This window comes from Paenalcaligenes sp. DL 463 (assembly GCF_057475185.1).
In genome coordinates this window covers 117,744-133,443 of record NZ_JBYBKX010000003.1, presented here as the reverse complement: position 1 = coordinate 133,443, position 15,700 = coordinate 117,744, and the positions used below count along the sequence as shown (strand labels likewise).

Below are 15,700 nucleotides of genomic sequence, written 5' to 3'. Positions count from 1 at the left end.
CTTCTACTACCGTTAATGCCCCTATACACTAGCTCATTCGACTCACACCTACCGCTTTAACTTATGCGCACAGCACGCCGCTATCTCGCCTCAGAAATTTACCGCTCAAGCGCTGTTGTGCTGATGGCGCTGCTGGGGCTTTTTACTTTTTTTGCACTGATCGAAGAGCTGGATAAAGTGGGAGAAAGCTTCACGCTACTCAACTTGTTCTACCTCGAGGCCTTGCAACTGCCCACCCGCCTTTACGATATTCTTCCTATTGGTTTACTGATTGGTGCCATTTTGGCTTTAGCGGGGCTTGCTCAACGTAACGAGCTGGTCATTTTACGTGTCTCTGGGATTAGCGGCTTGGGGATGCTAGGCATGCTATGGATTATTACCATTCCGCTAATGGTGGGTGCGTTCTTACTCTCTGAGTATGTCACGCCAGCCGCCGAGATTAAAGCCAGTGAAGCCAGCCTAACGCTCTTGGGAAGATCTTCTGGCGGAGGCCGATTAAACAGCGGCTATTGGTTTAAAGAAAACACCCAGAACAGCGGCACCCGTATTATCAACATTAGCAGCATTCAAGGCAGCGGCAAGGTCACGGGCATTACCGTGCTTGAATTTCGTGAAGGCCAAGAACTCAGCTCTATGACACAAGCGCCATCAGGCGCTTTTCACGAGGGAGGGCTAACGCTCAATGACGTTGCTGTTATCGATATTGATCAGAAAGCGATTGAAGCGCTGGATAATGCGCAAGCCCCCGAGCAACCTCTAACGGTTCTCGACAACGTAGCCACACTAAACATTAACACCTCCTTAACCGCCGAACGCCTTATTGCTCGTATTCTTACCCCTGAACGAATGGCGCTTTCTGATCTTTGGGACTACATCGGCTACTTAGAAGCCAATCATCTGCAAGCCGACCGGCAACTAGTCGCCTTATGGCGCAAGGTTGCGTATCCCTTCACCTTATTGGTGATGATGACTATCGCTGCGCCCATTAGCTTTCTCCAAACACGCCGAGGCGGAGTCGGCAGTAAGGTTTTTGCGGGTATTCTGATTGGGGTGGGCTTTTTTATGGCCAACCAAATGGCATTAAACATCGGCACCTTAAGCCAATGGGCCCCGTGGGTCAGTGCGTTAGGGCCTAACCTGATTGCGCTACTTGTGGCCTTAACTGCCCTACTGCTTATGGAAAATCAGCATCGTCTTAAGCGACGGCAGCCCATTATCTCTACACATTAAATGACTCACTCGCAACAGAATGGCTCGCTTTGGGTAATTGGTGACGTACAGGGCTGCTTCAGCAGCTTGCAAGCGTTACTGCAGCACCCTGATATTAAAAATGACACTCACGCAACGCTCTGCTTTGCCGGTGATTTAATCAATCGGGGGCCTCAATCGCTAGAATGCCTGCGCTTCATACGTGACCTTGGCCCCAAGGCCGTTAGCCTGTTGGGCAATCACGATATTCACTTACTGGGAATGGCCGCAGGTGTTCGCACTGTGGGTAAGTCAGATACCGCACAAAGCATTCTCAACGCGCCTGATGGCCCAGAGTTAATCGAGTGGTTACGTCATCGCCCTCTTAGCCTAGTTCGACACCAGCACCTGATTGTGCACGCGGGCGTGGCCCCGGAATGGGATACTGAACAGTGCTTAGCGTTATCCGCCGAAGTTGAAAGCATGTTGCAAGCTTCTGACTGGCAACAACGAATCGGTGGCGTCTTTGGCAGCACCCCTGTTAAATGGAGCGAAACCTTAATGGGCGATGACCGTCTTCGCGTCATTATTAACGCCTTAACACGTATGCGCACGTGCTATAGCGATGGAAGCATGAACTTTCAACACAAAGGCCCACCCAGTCAAACTGAAGGTGAAATCGCGTGGTTCGATCTACCCCAACGGAAAGAAACCCTGCCCGTGGTGTTTGGTCACTGGTCTACCTTAGGCTTGTTACTTCGGGACGACGCCATCTGCTTGGATACGGGTTGTGTATGGGGCAGAAAACTGACCGCACTGCGACTACCTGATCGCCGAATTGTGCAGGTCGACAGCCACGAATCGCACCCACTGACCCCTAGCCGTAAAGGTATACCCAACTAGCGCGACTGCTCCACCGCGTGCTTCACAAGGCTATGCACGCGCTCTGCACACTGCGCGCGCCCCATCTCCGTGCACTCGCGTGCTGAAATGCACGGTAAAAATTCGCACTCTACACTGACGTCACGGCTTGAAAGCAAAACCCAGAGATTAGCAATAAGACTTTGCTCGCCAATAAAGGCAAAACGTGCAGTGCGTTGGCCGTGGTGATAAAACCGTAAGGCAACAGGCTGCACACTAAGCTCTGCACTAAGCGCAGCCTCAAACAAACTGGCGTGAAAGGGACGCACACTGAGCCCATCAGAGGTTGTGCTTTCAGGGAAAAAACCAACAGCGCCCCCTTGAGCGAAGCGCTGGTGCATTTGCTGTATCACGCCCTTAATGGCTTGACGCTGGCCTCGTTCGATAAAAACGGTACCCGCTCCAGCCACCAGCCATCCAATAACAGGCCAATGACGAATATCGCTTTTCGCCACAAAGCAGGTGGCTCGCACGCGATTTAGAATAAAAATATCCAACCACGAAACGTGGTTAGCGGCAAATAATATCGGGCGATCAAGCGCAGGCTGCCCCAACACCTTAGCCTTAACCCCGCAGCAGGCCACCAGCACCAGTGAATAGTGCTTCACCATCCATTGCCGTGCCTTCGTACTCATAAAAGGAAGTAAACAGCTAACTGAAAACAGCCCCGCGAATAGCAATAGCGTCATCCAGATGGCACGCCAAAGAAAACGCAATATGCTCAAGATTGACTCGCCTTCTATAATTTCAGTCAGTAACTGCTGGTTTAGATTGAGCATCTAACCAACGCTGTAACACCACGGCGGCGGCAACGGCGTCGTCATCGTCGTTATTGGCTAGAATCGCTTGTGCCTCGATACTCGAGCCCCTCTCGTCGACAAGCTCAACCTCAACGCCATAGCGCCCATATAACTGATTCGCGAAACGCCGACAACGTAGGGAGGCATACTGCTCGCCCCCTTCTGTTGTTAGCGGCAACCCAACAATAATCTTGTCAGGCTGCCACTCGTTAATCAGCAACGAAATGGCCTCAAAGCGTTGCTGCTTCGTTACGGGCCTTAAAATACATAAGGGTCTGGCATGTTGGGTCAAGGTATTACCGATCGCCACGCCGATTTTCTTTAGCCCATAATCGAAAGCCAACAGCGTTAACTCAGGCATGGCCCATTGACCCACTTAACATCACTGGATCAATACCTAATTGCGCAAGCGCAGCCTGATAACGCTCGGCGGCAGGAATGGTGAAGAGAATATCGTTATTTGACTCGACATGAAGCCAAGCATTTTGCGCCATTTCCTCTTCTAATTGCCCTGCCCCCCAACCGGCATAGCCCAACGTAATCAGGATTTGTTCGGGCCCAGCGCCGGCGGCCACCTCTTGCAAGACATCCCGTGACGTCGTCAGAGCTACCTCTCCCAAACCAATGCTGGATGTATATTGTCCCACTGGCGCATGCAATACGAAACCACGATCGGTTTGGACAGGCCCGCCGAAAAAGACGGCGTCGGTTTGGCGAACCCCTATTTCTAGCGATAACTTAAGCTCTATACGTTCAAACAAATCGCCCACGGTAAGGTCAGTAGGACGGTTAATCACCACCCCCAAAGCACCGTTCTCGTTATGTTCACAAATATAGATAACCGTGTCCGCCAAACTGCCAGACACCATTCCGGGCATCGCTACTAATAGGTTTTTAGAGAAATCGACTCGTAGCGGTGTATCAGACACATCCGTATTTTTTGTCATGTCGTGTTCTCCGTCAGCCCTAACAATACGACTGTCGTCAGTCATTAAACTTCGATCAGTTCGAAATCTTCTTTGCGAGCACCACACTCTGGACAGACCCAGTTAGGAGGGACATCTTCCCATAATGTACCAGGGGCAATACCTTCTTCAGGCAAGCCCGCTTCTTCATCGTAAATCCAACCACAGATTAAACACATCCATGTACGCATAACTTAAATACTCACACTAAAAAACACGGAACCCCCTTAGCGGAGGGCTATCCATTAAAATGGGAACAATATTACTAAACCCTGCGCCACTTTGGCGCCCTTTTTACTGAAGTTTCATTACTTTCTAACAAAATGGCCGATGATTTGCTGAGTTCACCACCACCTTTGGTCCTTATTTTTGGCCCACTGGACCCTACCGGCGCAACGCACCTAATGGCCGATGCAATCAGTTGCGCCCATTTAGGTACACACGCCTTAAGTGTAACCACAGCCATTCACACCCAAGACACCACTGCTATTGAACACATCAATTTGGTCTCGCCCGAGCTCTTGCACGACCAAACGCGCTGCTTACTTGAGGACATGCATGTTAGCGCAATCAAAGCAGGGCCCTTATATACCGTTGAGGCCGCCAGTGTTTTAGCACAGGTCGCCGCTGATTATATTACTGTACCACTCGTATTACAGTTGCAAGCATTACCTGAAAGCGAATTAGCCCATGAAGAGATCGACACCGACGATGTGCTTGATGCCTTATTTCAACTGGTGCTACCGCAGTCCGATTTAGTCGTGGTGGATCGTACCTTGCTTGAGCAATGGCAAGCTGAATCGTATCTGGATGCCGAAGGGGATGTTTATCAAGCCATGCTTAATTTTGGCGCGAACTGGGTACTTAGCACTGAACTAACTTACGATGGCCAAGCGGCTCGTTACGTATTGCTTGGACAAGATGGCACACAACGACACTGGCCAGCCTCTGCCGTACCGCACCGTCTACACGACACCAAAGCGACACTAAGTTGCGCGATTGCCGCCTTGCTTGCCAAACAACTTCCCCTAATCACCGCCATAGAACAAGCCATCGAATTCACCGAACAACGCGCTCAACGCAATTTTCAAGCCGGCATGGGCTTACGTATTCTTAATCAAAGCACGCTATGACCACAACATTACGATTTCCCTCAGGCCTGTATGGCATTACCCCAGAGTGGGATGATACCGATCGTTTACTGCAGGCTGTGGCCGATGCTCAACGCGGCGGCATGCGCGTTTTGCAATGGCGACGCAAGCTTGCCTCAGCAGAACTGGCTACACACCAACTGCACGCTCTGCAAGCCCTCTGTAACGAGCTTGCCCTGCCATTACTGATCAACGACAACTGGCAGCTTGCTGCCCAAATCAATGCCGACGGTGCGCATCTGGGCCAAAGCGATGGTAACTTAGCCGAAGCACGAGCAGGCTTAGCCCAGCCTAAGTACATTGGCGCATCATGTTATAACCAACCCGATATGGCTCGTGTGGCGCTGGAAGCCGGAGTCGATTACGTCGCCTTTGGTGCCATGTATAGTTCAAGCATTAAGCCTGATGCCGTTCGTGCCACCCCTGCCAATTTGCAAGAAGGTCTAGCGCTATGCCGTGATTTCTGCATCGAGAACAAACGAGCAGCAGTCGTGGCGATTGGCGGAATCACTCCCGAGAACGCCGCGGATGTCATCCAGGCTGGCGCCGATAGCATTGCTGTCATCAGCAGCCTATTTGACGCCCCTAACGTCTACGAGCGTGCCCAACACTTTAGCCGCCTATTTGATCGCGGTTAATACCCCATTACTTACGTTGGCTTAGCATTCTTACTTAGCCCACCGACTCAATTTCCATTGGATCTTTCTACTCATGACAAGCAACTCTGATTTATTTGAACGCGCCTGCCAATATATACCTGGTGGGGTTAACTCACCCGTACGCGCTTTTGGTTCAGTCGGAGGCACACCTCGCTTTATCAGTCGCGCACAAGGCCCGTGGGTCTGGGATGCCGAAGACAAACAGTACATTGATTACGTTGGCTCTTGGGGCCCCGCTATTTTGGGCCACGCACACCCCAAGGTCGTCAAAGCGGTACAAGAGGCGGCCGTAAATGGTCTGTCTTTTGGCGCACCCACCGCAGGCGAAGTCGAGCTTGCTGAACTCATCTGCACCTTACTGCCTTCAATTGAAAAGGTACGACTGGTTAGCTCAGGCACCGAAGCCACCATGAGCGCCATCCGTCTGGCCCGCGGTCACACTGGGCGCAATAAAATCATCAAGTTTGAAGGGTGTTATCACGGCCACGCCGACAGCTTATTAGTCAAAGCAGGTTCAGGCCTACTGACTTTTGGCAACCCGACCTCGTCAGGTGTGCCCGCCGAGTTCATTCAACACACATTGGTACTCAACTATAACGACATCGAAGGCGTCAAAGCGGCGTTTAGCGAGTACGCCGACGACATTGCCTGCGTCATTGTCGAGCCCATCGCTGGCAACATGAACCTGATTAAACCAATAGCGGGTTTTCTTGAAACTTTACGCGAACAATGCACTCAGCATGGCGCCGTGCTGATTTTTGACGAGGTGATGACAGGTTTTCGTGCTGGCCCTCAGGGCGTTCAAGGCATCAGCGGCATACGCCCGGATCTGACGACCTTAGCGAAAGTCATCGGGGGTGGCATGCCCGTCGGAGCATTTGGTGGCCGAGCTGAGATTATGGACAGCATTGCTCCGCTGGGTGGGGTGTATCAAGCGGGCACACTATCTGGAAACCCCGTGGCGGTAGCAGCGGGCTTATGCACCTTAAGCTTACTGCAAGAGCCCAAACTTTACGAGCAGCTAACAGAACAAACCACCAAACTTGCTTCGGGTCTACAAACACGAGCACGCGAAGCTGGCCACACCTTTAGTAGTGATAGCGTAGGCGGTATGTTCGGTTTTTACTTCCGTTCGACCGTGCCCACGTCGTTCGCTGAAGTTGCTCAAAGCGATACCGAGAAATTTAACCGTTTCTTCCATGGGATGCTAAACGAGGGTATCTATTTTGCCCCGTCTGCCTACGAAGCCAGCTTTGTATCGATAACTCATAGCGATGACGTCATAGAACAAACGCTGCAAGCGGCCGAGCGGGTCTTTAATCAACTGTAAGACCGTCTAACCCCCACCTTAGCGTGCCGTACTAAGGTGGGTGCTCAGAAAATGACAAAAACAAAATTGTGTTACTCGGATCTTTATTAAAAAAAATGATAAAAAAGATCTCAATTAGCAATGAATAATATTATTGTGACCACTGAACTATTCATTAAATTAATGCCTAGACAGCTATTAATTAGCATGTCAATTTCATACCAAAACGTTCAATTATCACCAATTAATTTTAAATAACAGAATAGTCTAGGTGACAAAAAAAACACAATAAGATGATGATTTTATGCGTTTTTATGAAAAACCCACTCGTTATTAATGATATTTAGCAAGAAAAATTAGGATTATCACGTAATTATTAGGCCAAACAAATCATTATAACTAATCATTGATAACCGAAATACATAAAGTTTAAGCGTGCCTTGACGTTATATTATTAAAATATTAATTCAAACTCATATAACAAGGCCTTAGGCATCGTAAAAATGCACGAACTCGCTTCCCTCCCCACTGTGACTGAATACCTTGACCTCGAAAGTCGTGTTAACGCCCATGAACAACAGCATTTGCGTCTGTGGTTACGCTTATTAAGCTGTAGCAACGTCATTGAAAACGAAATACGCAGCCGCCTACGCACAGAATTTAATACCACGCTACCGCGCTTTGATTTCATGGCCCAACTACAAAGCACTCGAGGCGGGCTCAGCATGAGCGAACTCTCTAAACGCATGATGGTAACCAACGGCAATATCACTGGCATTGCCGACCAACTCGAAAAAGACGGCATGATCGAACGCACACAACTCGCCACAGATCGCCGAAGCTCAGTCATACGACTAACCGGTAAAGGTCGTCGTTATTACAAAAAAATGGCAAGCGCCCATGACGCATGGATGGAAGGCCTGTTTGGCCCATTAGCCGATACCACTCGCTCCGAACTCCTTAAGCATTTGGATGAATTAAAAAATCTCGCACACGCTTTCACGCTGACATCACCACAAGCTTCTTAAGGTTCACTATGGTCTAACCGTATTTAGCACCTACCCCCCGCGTCATTACCCATTGCAGCGAACAAAGCAGGTATTATTACTGCTTAAGCTTATGATTTTTTCCGCATTCACAGGTGTGTTATGGCTGTTAATTTACAAATCCCCGCCGAAGCTGACGTTTTTCCGGTCGCTGGTGTAAAAATTGGAATTGCCTCTGCTGGTATCCGTAAGGCCAATCACCCGGACCTTACCGTATTCGAGCTCGCAAAAGAGACCTCCGTCGCGGCGGTATTCACGACGAATCGTTTCCGAGCCGCGCCGGTCTTGGTCAGTGAAAGCCACCTTAGCTCTGAGCCCGAAACCCGAGCCCTTGTGATCAACACAGGTAATGCCAATGCCGCAACGGGCGAAGCCGGTTTACAAGCAGCGCGTTTAAGCTGCAACGAACTGGCGACGTTACTCGACTTACGTCCCTCCCAAATTCTGCCCTTCTCTACCGGCGTGATTCTTGAGCCTCTACCGGTAGAAAAGCTAGTAAAAGGGTTGCCCGAAGCCGTCAAAACACTGGATGCCAATTCCTGGTTTGCAGCGGCTCATAGCATCATGACCACCGACACCCAGCCAAAAATTCATTCGCAGCGCTTTACGTTGGGCACCACGCTTACTACCGTTACTGGCATTAGCAAAGGGGCTGGCATGATTAAGCCTAATATGGCTACTATGCTCGGCTTTGTGGCTACGGATGCTGGGGTAGCGCCTAAGCTACTCAAGGAAATGACCCGCTCTATTGCCAATCTTTCCTTTAATCGCATCACTGTAGACGGGGACACCTCCACCAACGATTCCTTTGTCATCATGGCAACCGGACAAAATGGCATTCACATCGACTCGGTCGCCAGCCCACATTACCCTGTTCTATACGAAGCATTAGCGAATGCGGCTCGCGATTTAGCGCAAAAAATCGTCCGTGACGCCGAGGGCGCAACCAAGTTCATCACGGTTCAAGTCGAAGAGGCCGCTAACGCGCAAGAGGCACTTAAAGTTGCCTATGCCGTCGCCCAGTCTCCCTTAGTAAAAACGGCCTTCTTTGCCTCTGATCCCAACTTGGGTCGTATTTTGTGCGCTGTGGGCTACGCTGGCATTGACGATTTAGATACCTCAGCACTACGCATGTGGCTAGGTGACGTATTGGTAAGTGTAGATGGCGGGCGTAATCCTGATTACCAAGAGGCCGATGGCCAAGCGGTAATGCAAGAGGCTGAGATCATGGTGCGTATCGCTTTAGGCCGTGGTAAACATACCGAAACCGTTTACACCTGCGATTTTTCACACGAATACGTGAGCATAAACGCCGACTATCGCTCTTAAGCCACAGGCGTATAAACAATACGCCTAGAGCCGCTTTTCAACGCCCCTTCACTTTTTAGGAACAACGAACGCCAGAACCCCTCCATCCTTACCATCCTTAACGGGAGACAGCGCATGATACGTCAACAAGACAGTGTTCAAGACCGTGCCACCGGAGCATTCGACTCACCCACTCTTGGCGCCCATTTCGACCATATCGTTGCTCTACATCCGAACCAAGTCGCCGTTATCTGTCATGAGGAAGGGGTTCTCTACACCTGGCAGGAACTACAAAGTCGCGTGGATCAGCTCGCCATTGGGCTACTCAGCACAGGGCTACAAAAGGGCGACCGTGTTGCCTTATGTGCGTCAAACCGAGCGGAATGGTTAGTCGTACAGCTAGCCTGCAGTAAAGCGGGCTTCGTTTTAGTTAGCATCGCGCCCTCGACTCGCCCACCCACATTGGTTGATTACCTGAACGCAACCTTGGCCAAAGCCTTGATTTTAGAGCCAAGCCGCCAATACCTTGATGGGCTGACTCACTGTTTGCCCGAAATCCTAGCCCCTAAGCTCTCGTCGCTAGCCAGCCCACAGGCACCTGCTCTACAACACCTGATAACGCTGGGCCCTTCAGCACGGTCAACACAGCAAAACGCCATGGTTCTTCCCGACAGCATCATATCCATCAACTCGATTATCGACAGAGGGGCTAAAGCCGAGGCCATGCTACTCAGTGTGTTTGCTAAAGATATGCAAAGTAATGATATCTGTGCCATACAACTTCCCACACCAAACAACGCCAATCCACCCAAAGCCCTACGGTTCAGCCATCATGATTTATTGCATCAGGCCCATTTACTAAATGATGAGCTTAGGCTGACGAATCAAGACAAAATTCTCCTGCTGCAACCCACTGCAGCAAACTTCTCACCACTCACCGCCAACACCAGCGGCTTAAGTCAGGGCTGCACACTTGTCTACCCCGACTGTGCTTACACCACCCCTTCTACTGTGCTCGCTTTATTACAAGACGAACGGTGTACTGGCCTATACGGCACGTCAGAAAACATGGAAGAAATATTGGCGCACCCCGAATTGGCTGATTTTGATCTGAGCGCGTTGCGCTTTGGAATCGTAAGCGGGACGGCCGACTTAGCCGATCTCACAAAAAAGCCACCCCTAAATTGGATTTACACCAGATGAGATTCAGCCATCACAATGCGCAGCTCCTGGTGTTTAAGGCTTAAACTACACACTTAACGCCTCTACCCACGACACACTAAGCAAGAACGGCCGTTGGGCTATCTTCATGCGCGTGTCATCCTGTAAATCCCATGATCAATGTACTAAAAGATAACCGCCTCGTTGAGATGCGCGTTTTTAAAGCTGTAGCCGAAACCGGCGGCTTTACCACCGCAGCCAATAGACTCAGCGTGAGCCAGCCTTTTGTCAGTCAAAAAGTGACTGATCTCGAAAATCGATTAGGTGTGTTATTACTGCGTCGCTCGACCCGCACTCAACGTCTTACCGCCGAAGGAGAGCAGTTTTTAGACGTCTGTAATGTGTTATTAAACCAACTTGAGTCGGCGGAAACACGAATTAAGACGACTCAACCTAGCGGATTACTGCGCATTAGTGCGCCGCTTTCCTTTGGCTCTGACCAAATCGTCCCGCACCTACCCGGCTTTCTCAACAGCTATCCTGATATTGAGCTGCAGCTCTCACTGTCCGACTCATTAGCCAATTTAATTGAAGACAATATTGATGTTGCGATACGCATGGGGCGCTTACAAGATTCGTCGCTTGCCAGTCGTAAGCTGTGTGATCTTCATCGAATTATTGTGGCGTCGCCAGACTATATTAAGCAACATGGTAGCCCCACTCGACCCCAAGACCTTGAGCAGCATGAATGCTTAAGTTGGCATGGTCCGCAAGACCATTTGAACCGTTGGCCTTTTCTTGTGGACGGCAAGCGCGAAGAATTTATCGCTAATGGTCGCTATGCCAGCATGACTGGGACGGCGTTATTTCAGTTGTGCATCGCAGGTATGGGCGTTATGCGTTGCGCAGAACACATCGCCATTCCGGCACTGCGTTCGGGTCAATTGGTCGCGTTGCTTACTCCCTATCAAGCGTATGACGACAATGCCATTCACGCTGTGTTTTTACCGGAACGCCAACTCATCCCTCGCATTAGGGTTTTCATCGATTACTTCCAAGCGTTTTTTCATACTCCCCCGTGGGCCTCGAGTTAAAACCCATTCATCACAAGCCGCAATAAGTCTTATCGTCTAAAGCGCCTTGTTCGGCCGCTATTGCGCTTTTATGATTAATTTATGGCTAAGGTTTACAGGGTGTTTGCGTCAACTCATACGTAGCCAATGAGATAACAGCGATTGCTATCTGACGAGGAGCACGGAGACCGCCTCTTCTTTTTAGCAGCCCTTGACGCTATTTCGACTTCAGAGTTTTATGTAGTAACCGCGATGGTATTACGTGTCTATCTGGCTATTTGAATAGCAGCCTTGCCTCATCTATCTTCACACTCCCCATTACGGTAAGTCTATGTCTACATCCCATAGAGCTTCCATCGGTAGCAAAAGGAAGCATTATGAAAAAACTCGTTGATATTTGGTTTCTACTATTAAAAATAACCGCTATCACCTGTTTGGCGCTCATGGTAGTGCTAGTTTTTGGTAACGTTGTACTGCGTTATGCCTTCAACTCAGGAATTACGTTTTCAGAAGAAGCCTCTCGCATTCTCTTTATTTATCTCACCTTCCTCGGTGCGGCCATCGCACTACGGGAACACATGCATTTGGGCATTGATTCCGTGGTTTCACGTCTTAGCCCTACCGGTAGAAAATACTGTCTTGTGGCCTCACAGGCCTTAATGCTAATGGTAACGTGGCTGCTGCTCGCTGGAAGCTGGGAGCAAGCGGTAATTAATCTGACAACACGCACACCCGTTATTGGCTTATCAATGGCCGTTATATACGGCGTAGGCGTGATTTTCAGCATTACCACCGGCGGATTACTTATTGCGAACATTGTACGTACACTCGCAGGCAGGTTAGACGACCGCGAAATCAGCCTAACAATCGGTGCGATCACACCTCAGCAAGAAGAACTTGCCAGTATCAGTATGGACGATAGCGGCGCTGCCCCCGCTTCGCCCGCCCAACCCCTAACCCCCAGTAAGGCCGCATAGGAAGCACTATGGTTATTTTTGTTTTTCTTGGTTCCCTACTAGGAACCATGGCCATCGGTGCGCCCATCGCCTATGCCTTATTACTGTCGGGCGCTGCGTTGATGCTGCATCTGGATCTTTTTGATGCACAAATCATTGCTCAAAATATCGTTAACGGTGCGAATAACTTCGCGTTAATGGCGGTACCTTTCTTCCTTCTCGCCGGTGAGATCATGAACACGGGTGGGCTTTCAAAACGCATCGTTAATATCGCAATGGCATTAGTGGGCCATGTGAAGGGTGGACTGGGTTATGTTGCCATTTTGGCCGGCTGTTTACTGGCCGCGCTGTCAGGCTCCGCGGTGGCTGATGCCGCCGCCCTGTCAGCCTTGCTATTACCAATGATGGTTAAAGCTGGCTACGACAAGGCATCCTCTGCTGGCCTTATTGCTGCCTCGGGCTGTATTGCCCCGGTCATCCCGCCATCCATTGGTTTTATTGTTTTCGGTGTAGCGGGTGGCCTGTCCATCACCAAACTCTTTTTAGCCGGTATTGTGCCTGGCTTATTAATCGGGGTGGGCCTGGCCTTTGCTTGGTGGTTAAAAACACGTAATTCAGACATGGAGCTGCCTGCGCGTCAATCCTCTGCTGAGATCCGAGCCGCGTTACTAAACGGCGCATGGGCCATGATGCTGCCCGTGATCATTGTCGTAGGTTTACGTTTTGGTATTTTCACCCCAACTGAAGCCGCTGTAGTTGCTGCTGTCTATGCGCTTTTTGTTGCCATGTTTGTGTACAAAGAACTGTCTTTGCAAGACCTCTACGAGGTGCTGCATAGCACAGTAAAAACTAGCGCTGTGGTTATGTTTTTAATTGCTGCAGCGTTGGTCTCAGCGTGGCTCATTACGATTGCTGATGTCCCCGGACATATTGTGCAGTTGGTAGAGCCATTTATGGATAACCCGTTATTACTCATGCTCGTGATCATTGGCCTTGTCATTCTCGTTGGCACCGCCATGGACATGATCCCCGTCATTTTAATTCTGACACCCGTCCTTCTGCCTGTCGTTAAAGAGGCAGGTATTGACCCCATTTACTTTGGTGTGTTGTTCATTGTTTCTTGCTCTATCAGCCTTATTACCCCACCGGTTGGCTCAGTGCTAACGGTAGTAAGGGGCGTAGCAAAACTGGGGATGGACGACATGCTTAAAGGCGTACTCCCCTTTATTACTGCCCAACTCATTGTTCTGCTCTTAATGATTCTATTTCCAAGCATAGTAATCGTTCCAGCACAGTGGTTTGGCGGCTAATTTCTTTTGATCATTGATTAAAAATTACGTATTCACAACATCGGAGTTGACAATGAAATTTTCACTTAAAAAAACCTTACTTTCTATTGCCGTACCTTTTATGTTGGTCGGTGCCACCCAAGCCTTGGCTGCTGACATCAAAGAGCGCACGCTACGATTCTCTTTCGTGCAACCCATCGAAAGTCATATGGGCTTTGGCGCCAAAAAATTTGCAGAGCTAGTTAAAGAAAAAAGCGATGGCAAAATGCAAGTCCGTCTTTTTCCTAACGGAACATTAGGCGGCGACTTGCAAACTGTATCAGCGTTACAAGGCGGCACCTTAGACATCACCACCTTACCTCCAGGTCTGCTGGTTGGCTTGGATTCAAAATACAGCATCTTTGATCTGCCTTTCTTATTCCAAAACTTTGAAGAAGCCGATGCCGTACTTGACGGCCCTGTCGGTGAGTCATATCTACAAAACATGCCTCAGGGCTTAGTGGGTTTAGGCTATTGGGATCACGGTTTCCGTAACGTGTCTAATGGCAAACGCCCTATCAATAAGCTTGAAGATTTTGACGGTTTAAAAGTGCGCGTACTTGAGGCGCCTCTTGTACTTGATACCTTTAGCGCCCTAGGCACCAACCCTGTTCCATTAGCGTTCACAGAGCTTTATACCGCCATGGAAACCGGTACTGTCGATGGCCAAGACAACCCCGTAGTGGCTTTTGAAACCAATAAATTCAATGAAGTGCAAAAGCACTTAGCCATGACCCGTCATATCTACAACCCCTTGGTCATCGCGTTCAGCGAGCGCACTTGGAATCGTCTATCAAAAGATGAGCAACAAGTTTTGCTTGATGCCGCTCGTGACTCCCGTGCAGAGCAACGTGAGGTGTCACGCAACATGGAAGCCGAAGCCATTGCTAAGGTTAAAGCCGAGGGCACCCAAGTCACTGAAATCAGCGACGAGGAAATCGCCCGTATGCGTGAAGCCACAGCTGCGGTTACTGCCAAACACACAGCCCAGATTGGCGAAGATGCTGTTAACGCCATGATGACTGAAATCGAAAAAATCCGTAATAAGTAAATCAAGGCCTAAAGAAAAGCCACCAACTAATTAAGTTGGTGGCTTTTTTGTACCCAGCTCGAAGCAGTAAACCATCCGCTTCAGCCAACTAACGAACTAGCGGCATCCACCTACTTCATCAGCCCTCGCAATAGACTGAGAACGGCCAATACCAAAAATACAAAAAATAGAATTTTTGCGATGGAGGCAGCACCCGCTGCTAAACCGCCAAAGCCAAGCACTGCAGCGATAATGGCGACGATGAAAAATATCAAGGCATAATGCAGCATCGTTATACTCCCCGTTACTTGTCTAAATCGTTTATCAGTAGAACCGACCTTACTGCTTTTCGCTATTGCTTATCTCAGGCTCATGCTTGATTAACGATGTTGGTCGTAGAAGTCATTCACTTCTTTTTCCGCTTGTTCTCGGGTGCGACCATAACGCTCTTGTACCAATCCGGCTAAGCGTTGCGCATCGCCTTTCACCATTTCGACCTCATCGTCGGTAATGTCGCCCCACTTTTCGCGTACTTTACCTTTCAACTGTTTCCATTGTCCTTCAGCGATATCTTTGTTCATGATTACACTCCATAAGATGAATCACTCACCAACTTAGGAACTGGTGGTAGCTATTAATCTATCTGCTTTCGCATATATACAACGCCACATTTTGGGAGCAAATGTAACGCCATCGAACGCTCTTGCTCCGTGCTAACTACGGATTTACGACTTTTTTCATAAAAACCTAGCGCTTTACTGTAGCGTCTTCGTTACATTCCGTATGAGCGAGTCGTAAACCATCT

18 protein-coding genes are annotated in these 15,700 nt (G+C 49.5%); 12 read left to right on the top strand and 6 right to left on the bottom strand.

What is annotated here, in order from left to right; translation table 11 throughout:
• The first annotated feature begins 63 nt into the window (after window positions 1-63).
• On the top strand, window positions 64-1,230 hold the full coding sequence (lptG, locus tag AC2UZI_RS12190) for an LPS export ABC transporter permease LptG (protein ID WP_486944148.1): 1,167 nt from the start codon (window positions 64-66) through the stop codon (window positions 1,228-1,230).
• Window positions 1,231-2,091, top strand: coding sequence for a symmetrical bis(5'-nucleosyl)-tetraphosphatase (locus AC2UZI_RS12185; RefSeq protein WP_486944147.1), 861 nt, complete (start codon window positions 1,231-1,233; stop codon window positions 2,089-2,091). It begins immediately after the preceding gene.
• Here the strand turns inward: AC2UZI_RS12185 and AC2UZI_RS12180 are convergent.
• Genes AC2UZI_RS12180 through AC2UZI_RS12165 form a run of 4 tightly spaced genes read right to left on the bottom strand, consistent with a single transcriptional unit; the run spans window position 2,088 to window position 4,065 of the window.
• Complete coding sequence (locus AC2UZI_RS12180) at window positions 2,088-2,834, bottom strand: lysophospholipid acyltransferase family protein (RefSeq protein ID WP_486944146.1); 747 nt, start codon at window positions 2,832-2,834, stop codon at window positions 2,088-2,090. The two genes, AC2UZI_RS12185 and AC2UZI_RS12180, sit on opposite strands and share 4 nt — an antisense overlap.
• Before the next feature lie 22 nt (window positions 2,835-2,856).
• The gene (gene ruvX, locus AC2UZI_RS12175) at window positions 2,857-3,270 is read right to left on the bottom strand and encodes a Holliday junction resolvase RuvX (protein ID WP_486944145.1); all 414 of its coding nucleotides are present in this window, start codon (window positions 3,268-3,270) and stop codon (window positions 2,857-2,859) included.
• Complete coding sequence (locus AC2UZI_RS12170; RefSeq protein ID WP_486944144.1) at window positions 3,263-3,856, bottom strand: YqgE/AlgH family protein; 594 nt, start codon at window positions 3,854-3,856, stop codon at window positions 3,263-3,265. Before AC2UZI_RS12170 ends, ruvX begins: the two co-directional genes overlap by 8 nt.
• A gap of 44 nt (window positions 3,857-3,900) precedes the next feature.
• A complete protein-coding gene (locus AC2UZI_RS12165) occupies window positions 3,901-4,065 on the bottom strand; it encodes a rubredoxin (protein ID WP_073102607.1) in 165 nt (54 codons plus the stop codon).
• A 132-nt stretch (window positions 4,066-4,197) separates the two neighbouring features.
• Between AC2UZI_RS12165 and thiD the strand changes: the two genes are divergently transcribed.
• From thiD to AC2UZI_RS12115, 10 genes are all read left to right on the top strand, one after another.
• Complete coding sequence (thiD, locus tag AC2UZI_RS12160; protein WP_486944143.1) at window positions 4,198-5,007, top strand: bifunctional hydroxymethylpyrimidine kinase/phosphomethylpyrimidine kinase; 810 nt, start codon at window positions 4,198-4,200, stop codon at window positions 5,005-5,007.
• Window positions 5,004-5,663, top strand: a complete 660-nt coding sequence (gene thiE, locus AC2UZI_RS12155) for a thiamine phosphate synthase (RefSeq protein ID WP_486944142.1) — start codon at window positions 5,004-5,006, stop codon at window positions 5,661-5,663. The genes thiD and thiE overlap by 4 nt, the downstream gene beginning before the upstream one ends.
• 73 nt (window positions 5,664-5,736) lie before the next feature.
• Window positions 5,737-7,014: a glutamate-1-semialdehyde 2,1-aminomutase gene (gene hemL, locus AC2UZI_RS12150; RefSeq protein ID WP_486944141.1), complete on the top strand. Its 1,278-nt coding sequence runs from the start codon at window positions 5,737-5,739 to the stop codon at window positions 7,012-7,014.
• A 482-nt stretch (window positions 7,015-7,496) separates the two neighbouring features.
• Window positions 7,497-8,021: a MarR family winged helix-turn-helix transcriptional regulator gene (locus AC2UZI_RS12145; RefSeq protein ID WP_486944140.1), complete on the top strand. Its 525-nt coding sequence runs from the start codon at window positions 7,497-7,499 to the stop codon at window positions 8,019-8,021.
• Window positions 8,022-8,141: 120 nt separating this feature from the next.
• Window positions 8,142-9,368, top strand: coding sequence for a bifunctional glutamate N-acetyltransferase/amino-acid acetyltransferase ArgJ (gene argJ, locus AC2UZI_RS12140; RefSeq protein ID WP_486944139.1), 1,227 nt, complete (start codon window positions 8,142-8,144; stop codon window positions 9,366-9,368).
• Between the two features lie 114 nt (window positions 9,369-9,482).
• The gene (locus AC2UZI_RS12135; RefSeq protein WP_486944138.1) at window positions 9,483-10,550 is read left to right on the top strand and encodes an AMP-binding protein; all 1,068 of its coding nucleotides are present in this window, start codon (window positions 9,483-9,485) and stop codon (window positions 10,548-10,550) included.
• A 131-nt stretch (window positions 10,551-10,681) separates the two neighbouring features.
• Window positions 10,682-11,602 (top strand): LysR family transcriptional regulator, encoded by a 921-nt coding sequence (locus AC2UZI_RS12130; RefSeq protein WP_486944137.1) that lies wholly within the window; start codon window positions 10,682-10,684, stop codon window positions 11,600-11,602.
• A gap of 356 nt (window positions 11,603-11,958) precedes the next feature.
• Window positions 11,959-12,558 carry a TRAP transporter small permease gene (locus tag AC2UZI_RS12125; RefSeq protein ID WP_486944136.1) on the top strand — a complete coding sequence of 200 codons (600 nt, stop codon included), beginning with the start codon at window positions 11,959-11,961 and terminating at the stop codon, window positions 12,556-12,558.
• Between the two features lie 8 nt (window positions 12,559-12,566).
• Complete coding sequence (locus tag AC2UZI_RS12120) at window positions 12,567-13,847, top strand: TRAP transporter large permease subunit (protein WP_486944135.1); 1,281 nt, start codon at window positions 12,567-12,569, stop codon at window positions 13,845-13,847.
• 52 nt (window positions 13,848-13,899) lie between these two features.
• Complete coding sequence (locus AC2UZI_RS12115; protein ID WP_486944134.1) at window positions 13,900-14,916, top strand: TRAP transporter substrate-binding protein; 1,017 nt, start codon at window positions 13,900-13,902, stop codon at window positions 14,914-14,916.
• 110 nt (window positions 14,917-15,026) lie between these two features.
• On the opposite strand, the gene AC2UZI_RS12110 is transcribed toward AC2UZI_RS12115, so the two are convergent.
• Both AC2UZI_RS12110 and AC2UZI_RS12105 read right to left on the bottom strand, forming a co-directional pair.
• Window positions 15,027-15,185, bottom strand: coding sequence for a DUF1328 domain-containing protein (locus tag AC2UZI_RS12110; RefSeq protein WP_486944133.1), 159 nt, complete (start codon window positions 15,183-15,185; stop codon window positions 15,027-15,029).
• 90 nt (window positions 15,186-15,275) lie between these two features.
• Window positions 15,276-15,476 carry a CsbD family protein gene (locus AC2UZI_RS12105; RefSeq protein ID WP_486944132.1) on the bottom strand — a complete coding sequence of 67 codons (201 nt, stop codon included), beginning with the start codon at window positions 15,474-15,476 and terminating at the stop codon, window positions 15,276-15,278.
• Window positions 15,477-15,700: the final 224 nt, after the last annotated feature.